17 protein-coding genes and 2 pseudogenes are annotated in these 20268 nt (G+C 74.2%); 7 read left to right on the top strand and 12 right to left on the bottom strand.

Annotated features, from left to right (window positions below; genetic code table 11):
- Positions 1-3: 3 nt before the first annotated feature.
- The 4 genes from ACIQBJ_RS15680 to ACIQBJ_RS15665 all read right to left on the bottom strand — a co-directional run bounded on the left by ACIQBJ_RS15680 (position 4) and on the right by ACIQBJ_RS15665 (position 3307).
- Complete coding sequence (locus tag ACIQBJ_RS15680; protein ID WP_400709259.1) at positions 4-783, bottom strand: class I SAM-dependent methyltransferase; 780 nt, start codon at positions 781-783, stop codon at positions 4-6.
- A 110-nt stretch (positions 784-893) separates the two neighbouring features.
- On the bottom strand, positions 894-1283 hold the full coding sequence (locus ACIQBJ_RS15675) for a hypothetical protein (protein WP_400709256.1): 390 nt from the start codon (positions 1281-1283) through the stop codon (positions 894-896).
- A 93-nt stretch (positions 1284-1376) separates the two neighbouring features.
- On the bottom strand, positions 1377-1631 hold the full coding sequence (locus ACIQBJ_RS15670) for a hypothetical protein (RefSeq protein ID WP_400709253.1): 255 nt from the start codon (positions 1629-1631) through the stop codon (positions 1377-1379).
- Between the two features lie 194 nt (positions 1632-1825).
- Positions 1826-3307, bottom strand: a complete 1482-nt coding sequence (locus ACIQBJ_RS15665) for a helix-turn-helix domain-containing protein (protein ID WP_400709250.1) — start codon at positions 3305-3307, stop codon at positions 1826-1828.
- 318 nt (positions 3308-3625) lie between these two features.
- Between ACIQBJ_RS15665 and ACIQBJ_RS15660 the strand changes: the two genes are divergently transcribed.
- Positions 3626-6817 carry a M28 family peptidase gene (locus ACIQBJ_RS15660; RefSeq protein WP_400709247.1) on the top strand — a complete coding sequence of 1064 codons (3192 nt, stop codon included), beginning with the start codon at positions 3626-3628 and terminating at the stop codon, positions 6815-6817.
- Between the two features lie 233 nt (positions 6818-7050).
- Entirely contained in the window at positions 7051-7788 is a 738-nt protein-coding gene (gene lepB / locus ACIQBJ_RS15655; protein WP_400709245.1) for a signal peptidase I, read from the top strand.
- 7 nt (positions 7789-7795) lie between these two features.
- Here the strand turns inward: lepB and ACIQBJ_RS15650 are convergent, their stop codons facing one another.
- Positions 7796-8305, bottom strand: a complete 510-nt coding sequence (locus ACIQBJ_RS15650) for an NUDIX domain-containing protein (protein ID WP_400709242.1) — start codon at positions 8303-8305, stop codon at positions 7796-7798.
- A gap of 82 nt (positions 8306-8387) precedes the next feature.
- Here ACIQBJ_RS15650 and ACIQBJ_RS15645 point away from each other — a divergent pair, with 82 nt between their 5' ends.
- Complete coding sequence (locus ACIQBJ_RS15645) at positions 8388-8900, top strand: cupin domain-containing protein (RefSeq protein ID WP_400709239.1); 513 nt, start codon at positions 8388-8390, stop codon at positions 8898-8900.
- Here the strand turns inward: ACIQBJ_RS15645 and ACIQBJ_RS15640 are convergent.
- The gene (locus ACIQBJ_RS15640) at positions 8807-9505 is read right to left on the bottom strand and encodes a TetR/AcrR family transcriptional regulator C-terminal domain-containing protein (RefSeq protein WP_400709236.1); all 699 of its coding nucleotides are present in this window, start codon (positions 9503-9505) and stop codon (positions 8807-8809) included. The two genes, ACIQBJ_RS15645 and ACIQBJ_RS15640, sit on opposite strands and share 94 nt — an antisense overlap.
- Positions 9506-9622: 117 nt before the next feature.
- Between ACIQBJ_RS15640 and ACIQBJ_RS15635 the strand changes: the two genes are divergently transcribed.
- Positions 9623-10654 carry an NAD(P)-dependent alcohol dehydrogenase gene (locus tag ACIQBJ_RS15635; RefSeq protein ID WP_400709233.1) on the top strand — a complete coding sequence of 344 codons (1032 nt, stop codon included), beginning with the start codon at positions 9623-9625 and terminating at the stop codon, positions 10652-10654.
- A 43-nt stretch (positions 10655-10697) separates the two neighbouring features.
- On the opposite strand, the gene ACIQBJ_RS15630 is transcribed toward ACIQBJ_RS15635, so the two are convergent.
- Positions 10698-11387 (bottom strand): Type 1 glutamine amidotransferase-like domain-containing protein, encoded by a 690-nt coding sequence (locus ACIQBJ_RS15630; RefSeq protein ID WP_400709230.1) that lies wholly within the window; start codon positions 11385-11387, stop codon positions 10698-10700.
- Between the two features lie 103 nt (positions 11388-11490).
- Positions 11491-12333 carry a tetratricopeptide repeat protein gene (locus tag ACIQBJ_RS15625; protein WP_400709227.1) on the bottom strand — a complete coding sequence of 281 codons (843 nt, stop codon included), beginning with the start codon at positions 12331-12333 and terminating at the stop codon, positions 11491-11493.
- Between the two features lie 172 nt (positions 12334-12505).
- Between ACIQBJ_RS15625 and ACIQBJ_RS15620 the strand changes: the two genes are divergently transcribed.
- Positions 12506-13075: a hypothetical protein gene (locus ACIQBJ_RS15620; RefSeq protein ID WP_400709224.1), complete on the top strand. Its 570-nt coding sequence runs from the start codon at positions 12506-12508 to the stop codon at positions 13073-13075.
- Between the two features lie 33 nt (positions 13076-13108).
- Here ACIQBJ_RS15620 and ACIQBJ_RS15615 read toward each other — a convergent pair whose 3' ends face one another.
- The gene (locus tag ACIQBJ_RS15615; protein WP_400709794.1) at positions 13109-14713 is read right to left on the bottom strand and encodes an alkaline phosphatase D family protein; all 1605 of its coding nucleotides are present in this window, start codon (positions 14711-14713) and stop codon (positions 13109-13111) included.
- Positions 14714-14975: 262 nt separating this feature from the next.
- On the opposite strand from ACIQBJ_RS15615, the pseudogene ACIQBJ_RS15610 reads away from it, so the two are divergent.
- Positions 14976-15594, top strand: a pseudogene (locus ACIQBJ_RS15610) (IS5 family transposase); the annotation flags it as partial.
- Positions 15595-15638: 44 nt separating this feature from the next.
- On the opposite strand, the gene ACIQBJ_RS15605 reads toward ACIQBJ_RS15610, so the two are convergent.
- On the bottom strand, positions 15639-17198 hold the full coding sequence (locus ACIQBJ_RS15605; RefSeq protein WP_400709221.1) for a serine/threonine-protein kinase: 1560 nt from the start codon (positions 17196-17198) through the stop codon (positions 15639-15641).
- A 149-nt stretch (positions 17199-17347) separates the two neighbouring features.
- Here ACIQBJ_RS15605 and ACIQBJ_RS15600 point away from each other — a divergent pair.
- Positions 17348-17971: pseudogene (locus tag ACIQBJ_RS15600) on the top strand (IS5 family transposase); the annotation flags it as partial.
- 9 nt (positions 17972-17980) lie between these two features.
- On the opposite strand, the gene ACIQBJ_RS15595 reads toward ACIQBJ_RS15600, so the two are convergent.
- Both ACIQBJ_RS15595 and ACIQBJ_RS15590 read right to left on the bottom strand, forming a co-directional pair.
- Positions 17981-19258 carry an alpha/beta fold hydrolase gene (locus ACIQBJ_RS15595; protein ID WP_400709218.1) on the bottom strand — a complete coding sequence of 426 codons (1278 nt, stop codon included), beginning with the start codon at positions 19256-19258 and terminating at the stop codon, positions 17981-17983.
- 283 nt (positions 19259-19541) lie between these two features.
- Positions 19542-20183 (bottom strand): HNH endonuclease family protein, encoded by a 642-nt coding sequence (locus ACIQBJ_RS15590; RefSeq protein ID WP_400709215.1) that lies wholly within the window; start codon positions 20181-20183, stop codon positions 19542-19544.
- Between the last annotated feature and the right edge of the window lie 85 nt (positions 20184-20268).

The following is a 20268-nucleotide window of genomic DNA, read 5'->3' as shown; positions in this document are numbered from 1 at the left end:
CGGTCAGAGGCGGCGGGTGCGCAGCACGCAGGTGACCATCGGGAGGGTGAACTCGCCCTCGGCGGTGGCGGGGTGGGCGGCGAGGCAGTCGCGGAGGCGGGTCAGCAGGGCTTCGCGTTCGGCGGGCGGGAGGACCAGGACGCCGGCCCGGGTGGCGAGGGTGGCCACCAGGGTTTCGGCGGTGCGGAGTTGGCCGTGCGGGAAGCCGGACTGCGCGGCCTCGCCGAAGCGGGCGGGACCGCCGCGCTTCGGGAGGTGCGCGGCGGCGGTGGCGGCGCGCCAGCGGGCGGGGGTGTCGCGGGGGCCGATCACGGCGTCTCCCCCGGCGGCGGCCAGGGCGGCGACCCAGTCGACGCCGTCGTCCAGGGTGTTCCACAGCCCGGCCAGTACGCCGCCGGGGGCGAGCACCCGGGCGATCTCGGGGCCCGCGGTGTCCAGGTCGAACCAGTGCAGGGCGTTGCCCGCGAGCACCGCGTCCACCGACCCGTCGGGCAGCGGGATCTCCTCGGCGCTGCCCGCCAGTGCCCGCACCCCGGGCAGTGCGCGGCGCAGTTCCGCCAGCATCGCCCGGTCCGGCTCGACCGCCGTCACCTGCGCCCCGGCCGCGACCAGCCCGGCCGTCAACTTGCCCGTCCCGGCGCCGAGATCGAGCACCCGCGCGCCGGGGGCCCCGGCCAGCGCCCACGCCGACGCGGCGGGCGCGTAGTCCGGCCGGTGCTCGGCGTACGCCACCGCGGCCGGACCGAACGACGAGGCGTGGCGCTGCTGTTCGTCCTGTTCCATGCCGAGAACGCTAACCGGCGGCCCGCCGACCGTGCCGCCCTCCACCTGTCGTGCACCATCAATTCCCGTTTCCTCCGGGCCGGTTCGCCCGATGGAGTGCCGGGGTGGTGTCAGCGGCGGTCCTCGCGGGGGCGCTCCCAGTCCTCGGGCTCGTCGGGGCCGTACTCGGCCTCGGTCTGCTCGCGGAGCTTGACGGCGCGCTTGTCGGAGGCGGCGCGCTCCTCGGGCGAGAGGTTCTCGGCGGCGGTGCGCATCTCGCCGAGGCGGTCGCCGAGGGCGTGCAGGTAGCGGTCGGACTGGACGACCTCGCGCATGCCGATCCGGCCGGTGAGCACGTCCCGGGCCATCTGCTGGAGTTCGGGGCCGACCGAGTCGTTCTTCGCCAACGTCCGCAGCGCCTTGTGCAGTTCGGCGGCCTGCCGGGGGTTGTCGGCGACGTCGAGCAGTTCGTCGTCGGTGATCTCGGGACCGCCCAGGTCGCCGTCGTCCGCTGCGGCCATGGCCACTCCCTCTGTCTCCGGTACCGGTCCGTACACTTCCGTACGCCTTGCGCGATCATAGACGGACGGCGGCCGCCACCGGCCCCGTACCCCTCAGCCCGCGGCCCGGTGCTCCCCGCCGGCCTCGGCGGCGCTGCCGACCCCGCCGTCGAGCACGTCCCGGGCCATCCGCCGGATGCCGGGGGCGACGGTGTCGCTGGCCGCCAAGGTCCGCAGGGCCTGCTGGAGTTCGGCGACCTGCCGCGGATTGGCGGCGACCTCCACCAGCCCGCCCGGGCCGCCCGGGCCGCCCGCCGGTTCGTCGCCCGGTCCGGGCGTGCCGGTGCGCCGGTGCTGTGCTGCGGCCACGGCCGCTCCCCTCTGCCCTTCCCCCGTCTTCCCCGATGCCCGTTCCCGACCGACATCCCGCGAACGATCTTACGGCCGGGCGGAGTTGACCTGACGATCGTATATCCCGGCCCATTCGGAGGTAATGACTTCCCCAAGACCGGACCATGATCTCCCCTATTCCCGCGCTTTCGGCTCCCCCGGGCCGGGGCCGCTCAGATCGCGCCCCCGAGCCGGGCCGCGGCCTCCGCGCTGGGGGCGCCCCAGCGGGCGGCGCCGGCGGCCAACCGGGCGCGGACACCGCGCAGTTCGTGCCGGACCAGGGCGGGCAGCGGGGCGCCACCGGTGTCGAGCAGCGGGGCGAGGGCGGCCAGGGCGGCCTGCGGGTCGTCGGCGCACAGGTGGCAGTCCGCGACCCGGACGGTCAGCATGGCGCGGGCGGACGGGAGCCGCCCGTCGCCGAGCAGGTCGAGGGCGGCCCGGGCGGCGGTGAGGGCGCGCCGGGCGAGCCGGGGGTCGCCGGTGGCGGCGGCGAGGTCGCGCAGGGCGGCGGCGGAGCCGGACTCGACCCGCAGCCGCAGGGCGGCGGGGGCCAGCCAGGGGACGCCGGACTCGCGCTCGGGGGCGGGCGGCGCGGGGCGGTCGAGGTGGTGGTGGGCGGCGGCGAGGTGCCGGACGGTGGCGCGGACGTCGCCGGACAGGCCGGTGGCGCGGGCCTCGCCGAGCCGGGAGAGCGCGTCGGCCCAGGGCCGGCCGGGGGCGGCCCGGGCGATCTCGCGGGCGTAGTCGCCGGCCGAGACCGGGTCGGCGTCGAGCAGGCCGAGGACGGCCATGTCGCTGAGCGCGGCGACCTGGGTGGCGGAGTCGCCGGCCAGCGCGGCCCAGCCGAGGGCGCGGTCGTAGCAGGCCATCGCGGTGGCGGGGCGGCCGCCGTGCAGGCGGAGGCTGCCGGCGGCGTGCGCGTACTCGGCGGCGAGCCGGGCCAGCACGCGGCGGTGCCGGGCGGGGGCGTCGGCGAGCCGGGCCACGACGGCGCGCAGGGTGCCTTCGAGGACCGCCCCGGGCTCCGGTCCGGGCCCGACCTCCCCGCACCCGCTCTCCTCGTACCGGTCGGCCGCTCCCGTCCCTCCCGCCGCGTCGCGTTCCCGTACGGCGCTTTCGGCGCTGTGCAGTTGGGCGCCGAGGACGGCGGCGAGGGCGTGCACGGTGTCGACGTCGAGCGGCGCGGCGGGGTCGGCGCAGAACGCGGCGTGCAGGGTCGCGGTGGCGTCGGGGGGCGGGAGGCGGCAGCCGGCGGCGGCGTGCAGCGGGCACTGCAGGTCGTGGTCGGGCAGCCGGTCGGGGGCGCCCCGGCCGGGGGCGGGGGCGGGCGGCGCGGGGCGGGTGCCGGCCGGCAGTGGGGGGCGCAGCAGGTGGGCAGGGAGGGCGGGGCGGTCGCCCTCGGCGCTCTCGGCGCGGCCGTAGCTGCGGGTCAACTCGCCGCTGGTGCCGAGGACTTCGTCGAGGTGCCGGACCAGGCGGGGGGTGGCGCGGCGGGCGCCGTGCTCCAGTCGGCTGACGGCGGTGTGGTCGTAGCCGACGGCGGCGCCGAGTTGGGCCTGGGTCCAGCCGGCGTGCCGGCGCCAGCGGCGCAGCAGCGCGCCGAACTCCTGCCAGCTGCCGTCCTCGGCCGCGATCCGGTCGGGCATGCCAAGCATCGCCGACACCTCCCCGAAGGCTCCGGTCCGTCCGTCACTCCGCATCGAGACGGTACCCAACCGAAGTGCGCCCCGTACATGGGGTGGTCTGTACCTCTTCTTTGCCATCTCCCTTGCTCCGGCCCTTGTCGGACCCCTCCCGGGGCCGTTCCGCTCCCTCCCCGCCCCCTTTCTGACGGTCCGCCAAGTCGCTTGGAGATCCAGCTCTTTGACGGAACTTGCCATTCGGCCCCGGGGCCTGTCCGGTCCGTTGACCGGGCCATGGCGACGGTGTGAGGGTTCCGGGCACCCCCACATCCGAGGAGCTGAGGAGCTCTGATGAAACGCAGATTGCTGACCGCCGGCACCACCCTGGCCGTGCTGGGAGGCATGCTCGGTGGTTTCGCCGGCCAGTCGGCCGCCGCCCCCGCGCCGTCCCCGCTCGCACCGTCCCCCCTGGCGGCCGCCGTGTCGGCCGCCGACCTGGCCGCTTCGGCCGGTCTCGACGCACTGGCGAAGGGACCGGACGAGAGCTACGAGCGCCGCTCGGTCACGCCCTTCCTGAACGGCCTGTACTCGGTGTCCTACGAGCGCAGCTACAAGGGCCTGCCGGTGGTCGGCGGCGACGCCGTGGTGCTCGCCGACAGCCAGGGCAAGGTGCGCAGCGTGCAGAACGCGGCCACCGGCCCGGTCGGCGTGCCGACCAAGGCCAAGGTGAGCGCGTCGGCGGCCGAGCGGACGGCCCGCGGGCAGTTGGCGAAGGTCGACTCCGCCGAGGCCCCGCGCCTGGTGGTCCGGGTCAAGGACGGCAGCTCGCGGCTGGCCTGGGAGTCGGTGCTGACCGGCTCCACCGAGAAGGCGCCGAGCCACCTGCACGTCTTCGTGGACGCGGTCACCGGCGAGGTGGCCGACAGCTACGACGACGTGGCGGCCGGCACCATCAACAGCAAGTGGAACGGCCCGGCGGGCCTGACCATCAACACCTCCGGCTCGGCGGGTTCGTACTCGCTGCGCGACAGCACCCGTCCGGGCCTGCAGTGTTCGGACTACTCGTCCGGCCAGGTGTTCACCAAGTCCTCCGACTCCTGGGGCACGGGCAGCCCGTCCTCGAAGGAGACCGGCTGCGCCGACGCGATGTTCGCGGCGCAGAAGGAGTGGGACATGCTCCGCGACTGGCTGGGTCGCAACGGGCACAACGGCAACGGCGGCAGCTGGCCGGTCAAGGTCGGCCTGAGCGACGTCAACGCCTACTGGGACGGCTCGACCATCTCGATCGGCCACAACAACGCGAACGAGTGGATCTCCTCGATCGACGTGGTGGGCCACGAGTTCGGCCACGGCATCGACCAGTACACCCCGGGCGGCGCCAACAACGAGGCGGGCCTCGGCGAGGGCACCGGCGACATCTTCGGCGCGCTGACCGAGGCGTACGCCAACGAGCCGTCGCCGTACGACAACCCGGACTACACCGTCGGCGAGATGATCAACCTGGTCGGCAGCGGTCCGATCCGGGTGATGTACAACCCGTCGCAGGTGTCCGGCAACCCGAACTGCTACTCCTCCTCGATCCCCAGCACCGAGGTGCACGCGGCCGCCGGTCCGCTGAACCACTGGTTCTACCTGCTGGCGGAGGGCTCCAACCCGGGCGGCGGCAAGCCGACCAGCCCGACCTGCAACTCCTCCAGCGTCACGGGCGTCGGCATCCGCGACGCGGGCCGGATCTTCTACGGCGGCATGCTGCTGAAGACCAGCGGCATGACGTACAAGAAGTACCGGACCGCGACCCTGACCGCGGCCAAGAACCTGGACTCCACCTGCAACCTGTTCAACCGCACCAAGGCGGCCTGGGACGCGATCAGCCTGCCCGCGCAGGCCGGTGACCCGACCTGCAGCGGCACCCCGGCGAACGACTACTCGCTGGCGCTGAACCCGTCCTCGGGCAGCGTCCAGGCGGGCAGCTCGACCAGCTCGACGGTCTCCACCGCGGTCACCTCGGGCTCCGCGGCGAGCGTCTCGCTGTCCGTCGGCGGCGCGCCCAGCGGCACCACGGCGACGGTCTCCCCGTCCACCGTGCAGTCCGGCGGTTCGGCGACCCTGAACGTGAACGTCGGCGCGAACACCCCGGCGGGCACCTACACCCTGACCGTGACGGGCTCCGGCCCGGCCACCCACACCGCGCAGTACCAGCTGACGGTGACCGGTGGCGGCGGCAACCCGGGCGGCTCCGCCCCGGACATCAACGTCGCCAACGTGCAGGCGCACCTGAGCCAGCTGTACACCATCGCCCAGCAGAACGGCGGCAACCGCCGGGCCGGCACCGCCGGCTACAGCCAGTCGCTGGCGTACGTCAAGGGCAAGCTGCAGGCGGCGGGCTACACCGTCTCCGAGCAGACCTGCACCTCCTGCACCTACACCTCCAACAACCTGATCGCCGACTGGCCGGGCGGCCCGTCCGACCAGGTCACCATGTTCGGCGCGCACCTGGACTCGGTCTCGGCCGGCCCGGGCATCAACGACAACGGCTCCGGCTCGGCGACCCTGCTGGAGAACGCGCTCGTCCTGGCGCAGCAGAACCCGACCATGAGCCGGCACGTCCGGTTCGCCTGGTGGGCCGGTGAGGAGCAGGGCCTGCAGGGCTCCAACTACTACGTGGGCCAGCTCTCCTCGGCCCAGCGCTCGGCGATCAAGGGCTACTACAACTTCGACATGGTGGCCTCCACCAACGCCGGCTACTTCATCAACAACGTCAACTCGGCGACCTCCGCGCCACTGAAGGCGTACTGGGACTCGCTGAACCTCCAGCCGGAGGAGAACGTCGAGGGCCAGGGCCGTTCCGACGACTACTCCTTCCAGCAGGCCGGCATCCCGACCTCGGGCTACGCGGCGGGCGCCAGCGACACCAAGTCGTCCTCGCAGGCCGCCAAGTGGGGCGGTACGGCGGGTCGTTCCTACGACTCCTGCTACCACTCCGCCTGCGACACCACCTCCAACATCGACGCGACGGTCCTGAACCGCAGCGCCGACGGCGTGGCGTACGCGATCTGGAAGACCTCGGTGACCACGACGGTTCCCACCAACGACTTCAGCGTCTCGGTGAACCCGTCCACCGGCACCGTGCAGGCCGGCGACTCGGCCACCGCGACGGTGTCCACCGCCACCACCTCGGGCAGCGCGCAGTCCGTCTCGTTCTCCGCGAGCGGCGCTCCCGCCGGCGTCACCGTCTCCTTCAGCCCGTCCAGCACCACCAGCGGCGGCAGCACCACCCTGACGGTCGCCACCTCCAGCTCCACCCCGGCCGGGACCTACAGCATCACCGTGACCGGCTCCGGCGCCTCCGCCACCCACACCACCAGCTACAGCCTGGTCGTGAACGGCGGCGGTGGCGGCAACACCACCTGGGCCGCGGGCGTCGCCTACAGCGTCGGCGACCAGGTCACCTACAACGGCGTCAGCTACCGCTGCCTGCAGGCCCACACCTCGCAGAGCACCTGGACGCCGGACGTGGTCCCCGCCCTCTGGCAGCGCCTGTAACCGCCAGGAGCAGGAACCGGATCAACCGCATCACCGATTGAACGACCCGCGGGGCGGGTGCGCAGCGGCAGGTTGGGGGACAGGCCGCCCGCGCACCCGCCCTTCGGCGTGCACCCGCCCCGCCGGCCCCGCCCGACGCCCCGTCGGCTTACGTCGCGCACATGTTCGGTACCCGTACCATGACTGCCGTTCCGGGGGCGGCCGCGCCTCCGGCAGGCCGTCGGGGGGAACCGTTGTCCGCTTCAGCCACCGCCTCGCCGTCCGGGGCCGCGGAGGGCGCGGCCGGGGACCGCCCGCGCCGGGCCCGCTCCCGGGGCCGCTCCCGGGGCCGGGAACTGCTCACGGTCGTGCTGGTCGCGCTGCTGCTGGCCTTCCTGATCAAGACCTTCCTGGTGCAGATGTTCGTGATCCCGTCCGGCTCGATGATGGGCACCCTGCAGAAGGGCGACCGGGTGGCGGTGGACCGGCTCAGCCCCTGGTTCGGCGAACAGCCGCACCGCGGCGAGGTGGTGGTCTTCCGCGACCCGGGCGGCTGGCTGCCCGGGGAACAGCCGTCCGGGGGCTTCGCGGGCGCGGTCCAGGACCTGCTGAGCGGGATCGGCCTGGCCCCGGCCGCCGGCGAGCAGGACCTGATCAAACGGGTGATCGCGGTCGGCGGCGACACCGTGGAGTGCGACGCGGGCCGACCTCTGAAGGTCAACGGGACCGTCCTGGCGGAGCCGTACCTCTACCCGGGCGCGACGCCCTGCGACGACTACCCCGTCGGCACCCTGACCGTCCCGGCCGGCCACCTCTGGGTGATGGGCGACCACCGCAACGACTCCCGGGACTCCCGCTACAACCGGCTCCACAACCCGGCCGGCGGCTTCGTCCCGGTCGACCACGTCGTCGGCCGCGCCCGCTTCGTCGTCTGGCCCCTCCCCCGCTGGGCCTCGCTCCCCGTCCCCGCCGCCTTCGCCCGCCTGGGCTGACGGTCCGTCAGCGCCACCGGTAGGAGTCCCCCACCGGCGGGAGCCGCCGCGTCCCCGGGCCGGGGGTCGCGCCCAGCACCGCCCCGACGTCCGGGTACAGGTGCACGCCCCGCGCCCGCGGCACCGGGAGCCACACCACCTCGGTGCCGCCCGGATCGTCCAGTTCGACCGCCGAGGTCCGATCCGCCGCGTCCGGCGGCAGGTCCACCGCCCACAGCAGGTGCCTGCGCCGGAAGACCCGCCCGTCGACGGGCCGGACGGTCGCCTGCTCCTGCTCGAAGTGCGGCACCGGGGCGAGCACTCCCGCCGCGAGCACCAGCCCCAACTCCTCCCGCAGTTCGCGCAGCAGCGCCGCCCGCTCCCCCTCCCCCGCACCGACCAGCCCGCCGGGCACCGTGTCCTGCTCCCCGCCGCCCCGCCGACGCCGGATCAGGCAGACCCGCCCGCCCGCCACCAGCAACGCCCCGACCCGCACCGGCACCGTCCGCGCGGCCTCCGTCCCCGTCCCCGTCCCCATCCCTCTCCCTTCCCCGGCGGTTCCCCGCCGGTCCCACCGCGGCCTCCCCGGGCGGCCGCCGGCCGTGCCAGGATCACGCCCCATGGACATCATCGACAGCGGACACTTCCGCCCGGCCGCCGACGGTTCCCCCGACTACGCCGAGCACCTGCGGGTGCCCGCGCTCAGTTTCGGCACCTACTCGCTGCCGGCGGGCTCCACCGACGACCAGTCCCCGCACCGGGAGGACGAGGTCTACGTGGTCACCCGGGGCCGGGCCCGCTTCACCTCCGGCGGGCGCACCGTGGACGTCGGCCCCGGCACCTCCCTCTTCGTCCCGGCCCTGGAGGAGCACCGCTTCCACGACATCACCGAGGACCTGGTCGCCCTGGTCCTGTTCGCCCCGGCCTACAGCGGCCCCCGGCCTGAGGGGCGGCGCGCCCGGGGCGGGCGTGGCCGGGGGCGACCACGGCGTGCCCGGCAGCGGATGCGGCCCGCCCCCGCCCGCCCTCGTCGGGTCCGTCATGACGGGCGGTCCGTTCCCCGGCCGCGTTCCTCCGCGCGGGCCAGGGCGTCGAGGAGCAGGTCGAGGCCGAAGGCGAACTCGTCGGCGTAGGAGTAGCCGGGGCGCAGGACGTGGTCGGCGGCGATCTCGGCCAGGTACGGGTACTGGCCGTCGGCGAAGCCCGCCATGATGGATTCGGCCACGGCGGCGGTCTGTTCGGGGGTGTCGAACGGCAGCGCCTTCTCCTGGAGGGCGAAGCCGTGGACGTAGCTGTCGATCAGCGAGACGGCGTGCGCGGTGAGGGCGAGCGGGAGGCCGCCGCGGCGCAGGCAGCCGAGGACGGCGTCGTGGTGGCGCAGGGTGGCGGGGCCGGGGGTCGCGCGGGACTCCATCAGGCCGACCGCCCAGCGGTGCCGGGCCAGGGCCGCCCGCATCGACTCGGCCCGGCGCCGCATCGCGGGCTGCCAGGGCTCGCCGGGTTCGGGGAGGTCGACCTCGGCGAAGACCAGGTCGACCATGCCGTCGAGCAGGTCCTCCTTGTGGGCGATGTGGTTGTAGAGGGACATCGCCTCGATCCCGACGGCTTCGCCGAGCCTGCGCATGGACAGCGCGGCGAGGCCGTCGGTGTCGGCGAGGGCGACGGCGGCGGCGAGCACCTTGGCCCGGTTGACCGGTGGGCGGTTCGCCGCGGGGGTGGTGCGCGGGGGTGGGGTCACGGCCGGTCCGCCGCCTCTCCGTCGGGGGTGCTGGGCGTTGACGAGCTTACGCCGTAAGTGCTGTACTTACGGCGTAAGCGAGAGGCTTACGCCGTAAGCAGGGAGAGGGGTCGGCCGATGCGGGCCACCGGGGAGCCGGCCGTTGCCGCCGGGCACGCCACGATGACCGCCGTGGTGCAGGAGCGCTACGGGGCGCGGGCGGCGGGAGTGCTGCGGACGGGGCCGCTGCCGGTCCCGGCGGCCGGGCCGGGGCGGGTGCTGGTCCGGGTGCACGCGGCCGGGGTCGACCGGGGGACGTGGCACCTGATGGCCGGACTCCCGTACGCGGTGCGGCCGGTGAGCGGTCTGCGCCGCCCCCGGCTGGCCAATCCGGGCCGGTCCTTCGCGGGCGTGGTCGCTGCGGTCGGCCCCGGCGCGACCGGGTTCGCGGTCGGCGACGAGGTGTACGGCACCGGGCCCGCCGCGTTCGCCCCGTACGTCCTGGCCCGGCCGGACCGGATCGCCCCGAAGCCGGCCGGACTCGGCTTCGCGGCGGCGGCGACCGCCCCGATCAGCGGGCTGACGGCCCTTCAGGCGGTCCGCGACCACGGCGCGGCGGGCCCCGGCCGCCGGCTGCTGATCACCGGCGCGGCGGGCGGGGTCGGCAGCTTCGCCGTCCAGATCGCCCGCTCGCTGGGCGCGCACGTCACCGCCGTCGCCTCGACGGCCAAGCTGGACGCCGTCCGGGCGCTCGGCGCGGACCGCGTCCTGGACTACACCCGGGAGGACTTCCTGGCCGGTCCGGAGCGCTACGACACCGTGGTCGACATCGCGGGCAACCGCTCGCTGCGCGACCTGTGCCGGGTGCTGACCCCGCGCGGGCGGCTGGTCATCACCGGCGGGGAGACCTCGGGCCGGCTGCTCGGCGGCACCGACCGGCAACTGCGCGCCCAGCTCCTCTCGCCGTTCCTCCGGCGCACCCTGGGCACCTTCATCGCCTCCGAACACGCCGACGGGCTACGCGAGTTGACGGCGTTGCTGGAGTCCGGCGCGGTCCGCCCGGAGGTGGCCGCCGTCCTCCCGCTGGCCGAGGCGGCCGCCGCGGTGGACCGGCTGCTCGACGGCGGGGTGGTCGGCAAGCTGGCCCTGTCCGTGCCGCCCGCCGACTGACGCCCCTCACTGCTGACTGCTCCTCACTGCTGACCGCTCCTGCTCACCGCGCCGGGTCGAACTGCAGCCAGCGGCCCTCGGAGACGACCTCGACCACGCCGTCGACCACCTTGATCGCGGTGTGCTCGTCGGTGGCGTAGGCGCGGTGCGGCATCCCGGCGGCCCAGCGCTCCGCCTCGGCGGTGGTGTTCTCGGGGCAGGACGGGTGGTCCAGGTGCGGGAAGATCGAGAAGTCGACCAGGCCCAGCGCCAGGTCGTCGTCCGCCCGCGGCTCCCCGCCGTGCGGGCGCCAGTCGACGAAGGCGTCCCCGACCCGGGGCGTGAGGACCATGCTCCCGGCGCTCAGCCCGACGTAGACCGTGTCCGGCAGCGTCGGGAGCAGCTCGGCCAGGCCGGACGCGCGCATCCAGTGCGCCAGGTACATCGGGTCGCCGCCGTTGACCAGCAGGACGTCCGCCTCCCGGACCCAGGAGACCCAGCGCTCCCGGTCGAGGCCGGGCAGCGCGGTCAGCTCCAGCACGCCGACCGACTTCCAGCCGAGCCCGGTCATCAGGTTCTGCGACTGCCCGCTGACGAACCGCCAGGGGCCGGTCGGGCTCCCGTACGGGCCGCCGTACCCCGCGGTGGGGATGCACAGCGCGGTGGACTCGGCGATCGGCTTGCCCAGCAGGTCGACCAGCGCGCCGCGGATGCTCTCGTTCTGGACACCGGCGTCGGTGAGGAGGAGTTTCATCGCCCCACCGTAGCCACCGCCACCGACAGCGCCCGCCGAGCGCACACCGAGCGCACACCGAGCGCCGGCCGCGTACCGGTCCCGTCCCCGTCGGCCGCCGCGGTCAGTCCAGGTCCAGCCCGTACGCCCGGGCCATCGGCCGCCAGTCGAAGCCGAGTTCGTCGGCCAGGTCGAGCCAGCGGCCCGCCTCGGCGGGGGGCTGCTCGCCCTCGCCGGCCGCCGTCATGACGCCCAGCACGGCGGCGGCGCGGCCGTGGCCGGACTCGGCGGCGCGCCGGTACCAGCCCAGCGCGGTCGGCAGGTCGGCGGGCACGCCGTTGCCGGTGGCGTAGAAGCCGCCGAGGTTGGCCATCGCCCGGACGCTGCCGGCCTCGGCGGCGCGGTGGCACCAGTCGACCCCGGCGGCGGGGTCGGCGGGGCCGCCGACTCCGGTGCCGTACAGCACGTACAGCTCGAACATCGCGTCGGCGTCGCCCGCGCGGGCCGCGCTCTCGTGCAGGGCCCGGCTGCGCACCTCGTCGACGGCGCAGCCGTACCCGGCGCCGTGGAAGAGGCCCAGCAGGTAGGCGGCGCGCGGCAGTTCGCCCGCGGCGTGGGCGGCCTCGGCGCAGGCGAGGGCCTCCGCGGCGGCGGCCGGGTCGGCGGCGCCGGGGCCGAAGTAGAGCGTCTCGGCCCGGTCGACCAGGGCGGCGGGCAGCCGGAGTCCGACGGCCCGGGCGACGGCCCGCTCGACCCGCTCGGCCAGCCGGTCGACCGTCGGGGCGTCGACCGGCGGCAGGCCCATCACGGGGTCGGCGGCCCGGAAGTCCAGGGCGGTGCGGGCCCGGCCGACCGCGGCCCAGAGCGCCCCGACGTCGGTTCCGGCGGTGAGGCGGTCGAGTTCGGCGGTCTTGTCGAGGGTGTCGACCGTCCGGGGGTCGGTGGCGGAGGCGGTGCGGGAGTCCATGCGCGGCACCCTACCGGCGGCCGCCCACAGGCCCGGTCCCCGCCCACCGCCGGGCAGTTCGCACACCCGTACGCCCAGGCCCTACAGTGTGGCCGCCACCGCCGCGCACCGGCCTCCGCCCCCTGCCTCGTCCCCTGCCCCGCTCTCCGCCGACCGTCCTGGAGCCCGCCCGATGAGTCCGACCAGCGTCCCCTGCCCCGCCTGCGCGACCTCCGACCGGACCGTGCCGGTGTCGGTCGCGGTACTCGGCGGGGACACGCCGCTCGACCCGGCGGTGCGGGCGCAACTGGACGTGCCGCGCGAGCCGAAGAGCCTCAGCCCGGGGTCGACCGTACTGTTCGTCCTGGCGGGGCTCCAACTCCTGCCGCTGCTGATGGTGCTGGGCGGGATCGGCGACCCCGACCCGACGGTGCGGAACTTCTCGCTGATCGCCACCCTGCTCGTGCTGGCCCTGGGCATCGGCTTCGCCACCGCCGGCCGCCTGGTGCTGAACGCGGCCCGCGCCCGCCGCCGCGCCCAGGGCGGCTGGCCGCTCTCCTACGACCAGTGGACGCTCGTCCACAAGGTCTGGCGCGCCGCCTGGCTCTGCCGGGCCTGCCAGGTCGCCTTCTTCCCCGCCTGGTCCCTCCGCCCGGACTTCCCGGCCTCCCCCGCCCTGCAACTGCCGCACTTCCAGGACTGGCTGACCGAGACCTCCAAGCAGATCGACCTCGCCGGCGGCCTGGCCACCACCGCCCCCTGACCGGGCCTCACCACCCCAGCCGGCCGGGGCGGGTCAGCCGGCCGGGGACCAGACGCGTTCGACCTGTTGGGTGCCGGTGCGGGTGCGGTAGGAGCGGGTCCACTTGGTGGTGGCGTCGGGCTTGGTGCGGTCGGAGAGGACGTAGTAGTCCATCTGGGCGCGGTCGGCGGTGAGGTCGAGGACGCCGTAGCCGTGCGAGTCGAGGTCGGTCCACTTGACGTGGCGGTTGGCGGACTGGATCGCGGCGGCGGCGAGCAGCGACAGGGTGCCGGGGGCGACCTGGAGGATGTCGTCGATGTTGTCGCTGCTGACCGAGGTGACGACGAACTCGGTGGCGGCGCTGCCGGAGGCCGGGTAGGTGGCGGCCTCGAAGGGCACGTCGCAGGCCCAGGCGGAGTGGATGTCGCCGGTGAGGAAGACCGTGTTGGTGATCCGGTGGTCCTTGAGGTGGCCGAGCAGTTCGCGCCGGTCGTGGGTGTAGCCGTCCCACTGGTCGACGTTGACGGCCAGGCCCTCGCCGGGCAGGCCGAGCAGCTGGGTGAGCGGGCGCAGCAGGTGGTCGGGGAGCGCGAGGAAGGCGACGGGCGAGATCATCACCTCGTTGCCGACCAGCCGCCAGGTGGTGTCGGAGGCCGCCAGTCCGGCTTTGAGCCAGTCGAGTTGGGCCCGGCCGGTGAGGGTGCGGTCGGCGGAGTCGACGGCACCGTCGCCGGTCTTCGCCTGCTGGGAGCGGAACGAGCGCAGGTCGAGCAGGTGCAGGTCGGCGAGCCGGCCGTAGCGCAGCCGCCGGTAGGTGGTGCCGGCCACCGAGGGGCGGACCGGCATCCATTCGAAGTAGGCCTGCTTGGCGGCGGCGACCCGGTCCGCCCAGGCGCCCTCGGTGCCGGGGGTGTGGTTCTCGGCACCGCCGGACCAGGCGTCGTTGGCGAACTCGTGGTCGTCCCAGATCGCGACGGTGGGGACGGCGGCGTGCAGCGACTGCAGGTCGGCGTCGGTCTTGTAGCGGCCGTGCCGGGTGCGGTAGTCGGCGAGCGTGACGATCTCGTGGGCGGGGGCGTGCGGGCGCACCACGGTGCCGCGGGTGCCGTAGGCGCCGGAGGCGTACTCGTAGATGTAGTCGCCGAGGAAGAGGAAGGCGTCGAGGTCGCCGCGGGCGGCCAGGTGGCGGTAGGCGGCGAAGTAGCCGGCCTCCCAGTTGGCGCAGGACGCGACGCCCAGCCGCAGCCGGGCGACGGCGGCGTCGGGGGCGGGGGCGGTGCGGGTGCGGCCGACGGGCGAGGCGGTGCCGCCGGCCAGGAAGCGGTACCAGTAGGCGGTGTCGGGGCGCAGCCCGCGGACGTCGGCCTTCAGGGTGTGGTCGGTGGCGGCGGTGGTGGTGACGGTGCCGCTCGCGGCGAGCACGGTGAAGTCGCGGTCGGCGGCGAGCTGCCAGCGGACCTCGGTGTCGGCGCCGAGGCCGGAGCCGGGCAGCGCCTCGGGGGCGGGGGTGACCCTGGTCCACAGCAGGACGCCGTCGGGCAGCGGGTCGCCGGAGGCGACGCCGTGCAGGAACTGCGGGGCGCTCCCGGCGGCGGCGCTGCCCGCCGGTCCGGCCAGCGGCAGGGCGAGGGCGCCCGCGGTGAGGGCGGCGGCCTGGATGACCCGGCGGCGCGCCGGACGGACGGCGGCACCGGACGGGGCGGTGACGGACGGGGCGGTGACGGACGGGGCGGCGGATGCGGATGCGGATGCGGTGGTGCGCGCGGATTCGGTCACGTCACAGGAGACTTACCCATCGGTAACGCCCTGTCCAGGGGGCGTCCTGACTGTTCGTCAGCCCTTCATCCGGTGAAGCGGGGCCCATCGCCGCCCCTCTTCGGAAGTCATCTCATTTGGATGAAATGGGCAGGCCGCGGGTGTGATGCTCGTGGAGCGGCTGGTGCCGGATGAGTGGTGGGAGCTGTTCCAGTTGGTGGTGCCGCCCGAGCCGACACGTCCGCAGGGCGGTGGCCGGCGGCGACACGGGGACCGCGAGGTTCTGGCTGCGATCGTGTTCGTTGCGACGTCGGGGTGCACCCGGGCCCAGGTGCCACCGCGCTTCGGCCCGTCAGGCCCGACGGCCCACCGGCGCTTCACCGAGTGGAGCAAGGCCGGGTGCGGGCCAAGCTCCATCAGGTCCTCCTGGACGAACTCGGCTCCCGCGGCGAGCTGGACCGGTCCCGCTGCGCGGTCGACCCGGTCAACATGCGCGCCCCGGAAAGAGGGAGCCGACGGGTCCGAATCCTGTGGATCGGGGCAAGTACGGCTCGAAGATCCACTTGCTCACCGAACGTACCGGCCCGCCCCTGCCGCTCGCGATCTCTGGCGCCGACGTCCACGACAGCCAGGCCCTGATCCCGCTCACCGAAGTCATCCCGCCGATCCGCTCCAGGCGCGGTCCCCGTCGGCGCAGGCCCGGCAAGCTGCACGGCGACAAGGCCTACGATCACCGCTTCATCCGCACCTACCTGCGGCGACGTCAGATCACCGCCCGCATCGCCGCAGCCGTCATCTGCTACCGCCGACTTTCCAAATGAGATGACTTCTAAGGGGCGGCGGTCAGCATCTCGTGGACATATTTGGCCATGTCCATGCCGCGTGGCTTTGCCAGGGCGGGCGAGGGCGACCCCTGAGTCACCATCTCGTAGACCACCTGCACGAGGAGGTTGTCGACGCGGAACATCACGTGGACGTACCCGAAGTCCTTGCCCGTCGGATTGAACACGCACAACTCGTCGGCGAAGTCGGGCAGTCGCGGAGCGTGCTCGTAGTGGGAGTTGCGCTCCTCCTCGAAGGCGGCCGATCCGTAGGCGCTCGACGAGAATCGGAATGTCGTAACGTACACGCCGGCGGCCCAAGGACGGTCGAACCAGTAGCCCGGCGTGGACCACTGGCATTCGCGCGACTCGTTACTGGCCAAATTGGCGACGCCGATCGCCGCAGGTTCTTCCTTGCCGGAATCCATATCGGGAACGATCGAGCTTGCCCGGCTCCCCACCTTGTCGCAGATCGCCGGGATGCTCTGGAACCGCACAGTCGGCGTCGGGCTCGGCGTCGGGCTCGGCGTCGGGCTCGGGCTCGGGCTCGGGGTCGGGGTGGCGCTGGGAGCAGCAGGAGTCGCGCTCGGGGACACTGCGGGGCCCGCCTTCCACCCACCGTCTCCGCGGGTCTGCGTGAGCAGGTACGGGAAGCCGACGACCGCCGCGAGCAGGAGGGGCGCCGCCACCGCCACGACTGCCCTGCGCCTGAAGATCGACCTGCTCGGCGGGGCAAGCACTTCGGTGGGCAGCGCTTCCGTCCGCGGCGGATCCTCAAGGGGCACGGTCTCGGCTGCGGCGGCTCGCAGTGCGGCGGCGGCACCGGCCGCGTCGAGGCGCAGGCCGGGATCGCGGTTCAGCAGGCCGTTGATCGTCGGTGTCAACGCTCCCGCGCGGGTCATCGGCTCGGGGTCACGCGTCATGACAGCCGCGAGCACGGCCGCCACATGGTCGCCCGCGTAGGCCGGCCGGCCCTCGACGGCGAAGTAGAGCGTGGCGCCCAGAGACCACAGATCCGCGGCCGGCCCCGGCTCGGCCCCGGCCAGCCGCTCCGGGGCCACATAGCCGACGGTGCCGAGCAGCGCCTTCGTCCGGGGTGCGGTGGCATCGGCGACCGCTGCGATCCCGAAGTCGGTGAGCACCGGTCGGCCACTGTCGTTGAGCAGCACGTTCTGCGGCTTGACGTCGAGATGCAGGACACCCTCGGCGTGCGCTGCCGACAGTGCGTCGAGCAACTGTCCACCGACTTCGGCGGCCTGTTGCCGACTCAGCGGTCCGTTGGCCTTGACTTCCTGGGCGAGGGAGCGCCCGGTGATGAAACGCATGACGATCCACGGCTGCCCGTCCTCCTCCAGGACGTCGTACACGGCCACGATGCCGGGGTGCTCCAGGCGGGCGATCGCCCTGGCTTCGCGCATCGCGCGCGACCGCAGCCTGGCCTGCTCCTCGGTGTTGAAGCCATCCGGCAGATGGAGCGCCTTCAGCGCAACCGGGCGGTGCAGCCTCTGGTCGTATCCCCGCCAGACGGTGCCCATCCCGCCCGTACCGATCGGCTCGGGCTCCAGCACGTACCGACCATCGGCGAGGCTCCGTCGTCCGCTCACGGCCACACCTTACAACGGCCATGACAATAGGGTGAGTTGTCGCGGGACTCCCCGATCAGCAACCCTCACATGGGCCGAGCGGCAGAGCTGCACGAAGGTGTCGTTGCACATGTTTCGGGCCGTCCGGGCCGACCGCGCACCGGCGCTTCACCGAGTGGAGCAGGGCCGGGGTGCGGGCCGAGCTCCACCGCGTCGTCCTGGACGAGCTCGGCGCGCGGGGCGAGTCGGACTGGTCGAGGTGCGCGGTGGACTTGGTGGACATGCGGGCCACGTACAAGGGGGATCCGACGGGTCCGAATCCTGTCGATCGGGGCAAGTTCGGGTCGAAGATCCACCTGCTCACCGAACGCGCCGGCCTACCCCTGTCGCTCGCGGTCTGCGGGGCCAACGTCCACGACAGCCAGGCCCCGGTCCTGCTCGTCGAGGCCATCCCGCCGGTCCGCTCCCGCCGCGGACCCGGGCGCCGCAGGCCCGGCAAGCTGCACGCCGACAAAGCCCACGATCACCGCTTCACCCGCTCCTCCCTGCGACGACGACAGATCCCAGCCCGCATCGCCCGCCGAGGCGGCGACTCCTCCCGGCGCCTCGACCGGCACCGCTGGGTGATCGAACGCACCGTGGCCCGGTTCGGCGCCTTTCGCCGACTGCACCGTCGCCACGAACGCAAGGCCGACCACTTCGCCGCATTCGCCGGCATCGCCGCCACCCTTATCCGCACACGCCGACCCCCCAAATGAGATGACTTCTCAGTACCGGTCGGCGTCGAGCACCGCCCGGACGAACTCGCCGGGCGCCTCCTGCGGGAGGTTCTGGCCGATCCCGTCGATGGTGCGGTGCAGGTAGGGCCCGACGAAGCGGTCCCGGTAGCCGCGGCCGCGGCCGGGCGCGGTGAACGGGTCGAGGGCGGGTTCGAGCACCACGGTGGGCACGGTGATCACGGGGCGGCCGGCCAGTCGGCGCTCGTCGGCGTCGTAGCGGCGCTCGCCGCCGGCCAGGCCCAGCCGCCAGCGGTAGTGCTGGACCACGATCTCGGGGTAGTCGGGGTTGTCGAAGGCGGCGGCGCTGCGGTCGAAGACCTCTTCCTCGAACTGCCAGGTCGGCGAGACCGTCTGCCACACCACCCGGCACAGGTCGCGGCGGAGCCGGCGGTCGAGCAGCGCGCGGCGGCCGCGTTCGGTGGCGAAGTAGTACTGGTACCAGAGGGCGTGCTCGGCCTCCGCGTCCAGCGGGTCGGCCTGCCCCTGGACGTCGGTGATCAGGTAGCCGCCGATGGCCACCAGGGCCTTGACCCGGTCGGGCCGCAGCGCGGCGACGATCGCGGCCGTCCGGGCGCCCCAGTCGAACCCGGCCAGCAGGGCGCTGCTGATCCCGAGCGCGTCCAGCAGGGCGACCAGGTCCTGGGCGACGGCGGCCTGCTGGGCGTTGCGGGGGGTGTGCTCGGAGCGGAACCGGGTGCGGCCGTGGCCGCGCAGGTAGGGCACCAGGACCCGGTAGCCGCGCGCCGCCAGCAGCGGGGCCGCCTCGGCGTAGCTGTGGATGTCGTAGGGCCAGCCGTGCAGGCAGATCACCACCGGGCCGTCGACGGGGCCGCACTCCGCGTAGCAGACGTTCAGGTCCCCGGCGGCGATCAGCTTCAGCGTCCACGGCACGGCCAGGCCGTCCGAGAGCACCCCGCCGTACGAGGCCGCGCGCGGCGAGACCACGTACGCCGGCGGCGGCGGGTAGGCCGCCGCCGGGTAGGCGGGCACCATGTAGGCCGGTTCGGCGTAGCCCTGGCCCGCGTACGTCTGGCCCCCGTACGCCTGGGCGCCGTAGGCCGGCGCACCGTAGGCGGGCACCATGTAGGCCGGTGCCGGGTAGCCCTGGGCCCCGTACGCCGCGGCCGCGGGCCCGCCCGCGTGGCCGCCCGCCATGTGCCCGGTTCCCGCGTGGCCCGGGGCCGCGTAGGCCCGCCCGCCCGCCGTGGCCGTGAACAGCCCGGCCCGGTCCGCGACCCCCGTCGAGTGGAAGCTCCGCCTGTCCATTCGTCCGCCCTCCGCCCATGCCCAGCCGTCCGCTGTTCCGTCAGCAAGGATGCCGCAGCGGGGCGTTGACCAGGATGTAGACGCGCCGATCAGGCATTTCGGGCATACATGTACTCAAACGGTCCAAACCGCCCGCACAGCAGCCCCGCACGGACATTCCGGGTCGAACGGCCTTGCGCCCGAAAGCCTTTGGGAACGGCGGGGCCCGCCGGCGCCCGGGACTCGGCGTCCACGGTCCGCGCGGCGGGCCCTGCCCCCGTACGCCTTTCGAACGGCGGTGCGGTCAGCAGCCGTTGAGGACGTTGGTGAGCGCGGTCTTCTCGGCGCTGTCCACGGACAGGTTGTAGTAGTACTTCACCTGCACCCAGGCGCGGACGTACGTGCAGCGGTAGCCGGTGACCGAGGGCAGCCACTCGGCCGGGTCCTTGTCGCCCTTGGCCTGGTTGACGCTGTCGGTGACGGCGATCAACTGGGGGCGGGTCAGGTCGTTGGCGAACGCCTGGCGCTGGACGGTGGTCCAGGCGGAGGCGCCGGAGTCCCAGGCCTCGGCGAGCGGGACCAGGTGGTCGATGTCGAGGTCGGAGGCGGCGTGCCAGGTCGCCCCGTCGTACGGGGAGTACCAACTGCCGGAGGTGGCGGCGCAGTTGGCGTCGGTCACCACGCCGGAGCCGTCGCGCTTGAGGACGGTCTCGCGGGTGTTGCAGGTGCCGGAGACGGTGATCCAGTGCGGGAACAGGGAGCGGTCGTAGCCGGTGCGGTTCTCGGCCTTGACGGTCAACTGGGCCAGGTAGCCCCGGGCGGTGGCGGCGGAGACCGGGGTGGGAAGCGCGGCCTGGGCGGTGCCGGTGCTCGCGGTGACGGCTCCGAGGGCGAGGAGGGAGGTGGCGGCGACGGCGGCGAAACGGCGGAGGGAACGATTCGGCACGGGACGCTCCTGGGCTCGGCGGAGAAACCTGTCGGAAGGACGTGTCGGCGGTGCGCGAGCCAGACTGGCAGCCCCCGGTCTATGC

Origin of the sequence: Kitasatospora sp. NPDC088391, assembly GCF_044753345.1 — a bacterium.
Taxonomy (GTDB): Bacteria; Actinomycetota; Actinomycetes; order Streptomycetales; family Streptomycetaceae; genus Kitasatospora.
This window is presented reverse-complemented; position numbering and strand designations above follow the sequence as displayed.

What these genes read in the sequence shown, in the direction of transcription:
- ACIQBJ_RS15680 (WP_400709259.1), bottom strand. Translation starts at nt 783, where the DNA reads ATGGAACAGGACGAACAGCAGCGCCACGCCTCGTCGTTCGGTCCGGCC.
- ACIQBJ_RS15675 (WP_400709256.1), bottom strand. Translation starts at nt 1,283, where the DNA reads ATGGCCGCAGCGGACGACGGCGACCTGGGCGGTCCCGAGATCACCGAC.
- ACIQBJ_RS15665 (WP_400709250.1), bottom strand. Translation starts at nt 3,307, where the DNA reads ATGCTTGGCATGCCCGACCGGATCGCGGCCGAGGACGGCAGCTGGCAG.
- ACIQBJ_RS15660 (WP_400709247.1), top strand. Translation starts at nt 3,626, where the DNA reads ATGAAACGCAGATTGCTGACCGCCGGCACCACCCTGGCCGTGCTGGGA.
- ACIQBJ_RS15650 (WP_400709242.1), bottom strand. Translation starts at nt 8,305, where the DNA reads ATGGGGACGGGGACGGGGACGGAGGCCGCGCGGACGGTGCCGGTGCGG.
- ACIQBJ_RS15645 (WP_400709239.1), top strand. Translation starts at nt 8,388, where the DNA reads ATGGACATCATCGACAGCGGACACTTCCGCCCGGCCGCCGACGGTTCC.
- ACIQBJ_RS15635 (WP_400709233.1), top strand. Translation starts at nt 9,623, where the DNA reads ATGCGGGCCACCGGGGAGCCGGCCGTTGCCGCCGGGCACGCCACGATG.
- ACIQBJ_RS15630 (WP_400709230.1), bottom strand. Translation starts at nt 11,387, where the DNA reads ATGAAACTCCTCCTCACCGACGCCGGTGTCCAGAACGAGAGCATCCGC.
- ACIQBJ_RS15625 (WP_400709227.1), bottom strand. Translation starts at nt 12,333, where the DNA reads ATGGACTCCCGCACCGCCTCCGCCACCGACCCCCGGACGGTCGACACC.
- ACIQBJ_RS15620 (WP_400709224.1), top strand. Translation starts at nt 12,506, where the DNA reads ATGAGTCCGACCAGCGTCCCCTGCCCCGCCTGCGCGACCTCCGACCGG.
- ACIQBJ_RS15595 (WP_400709218.1), bottom strand. Translation starts at nt 19,258, where the DNA reads ATGGACAGGCGGAGCTTCCACTCGACGGGGGTCGCGGACCGGGCCGGG.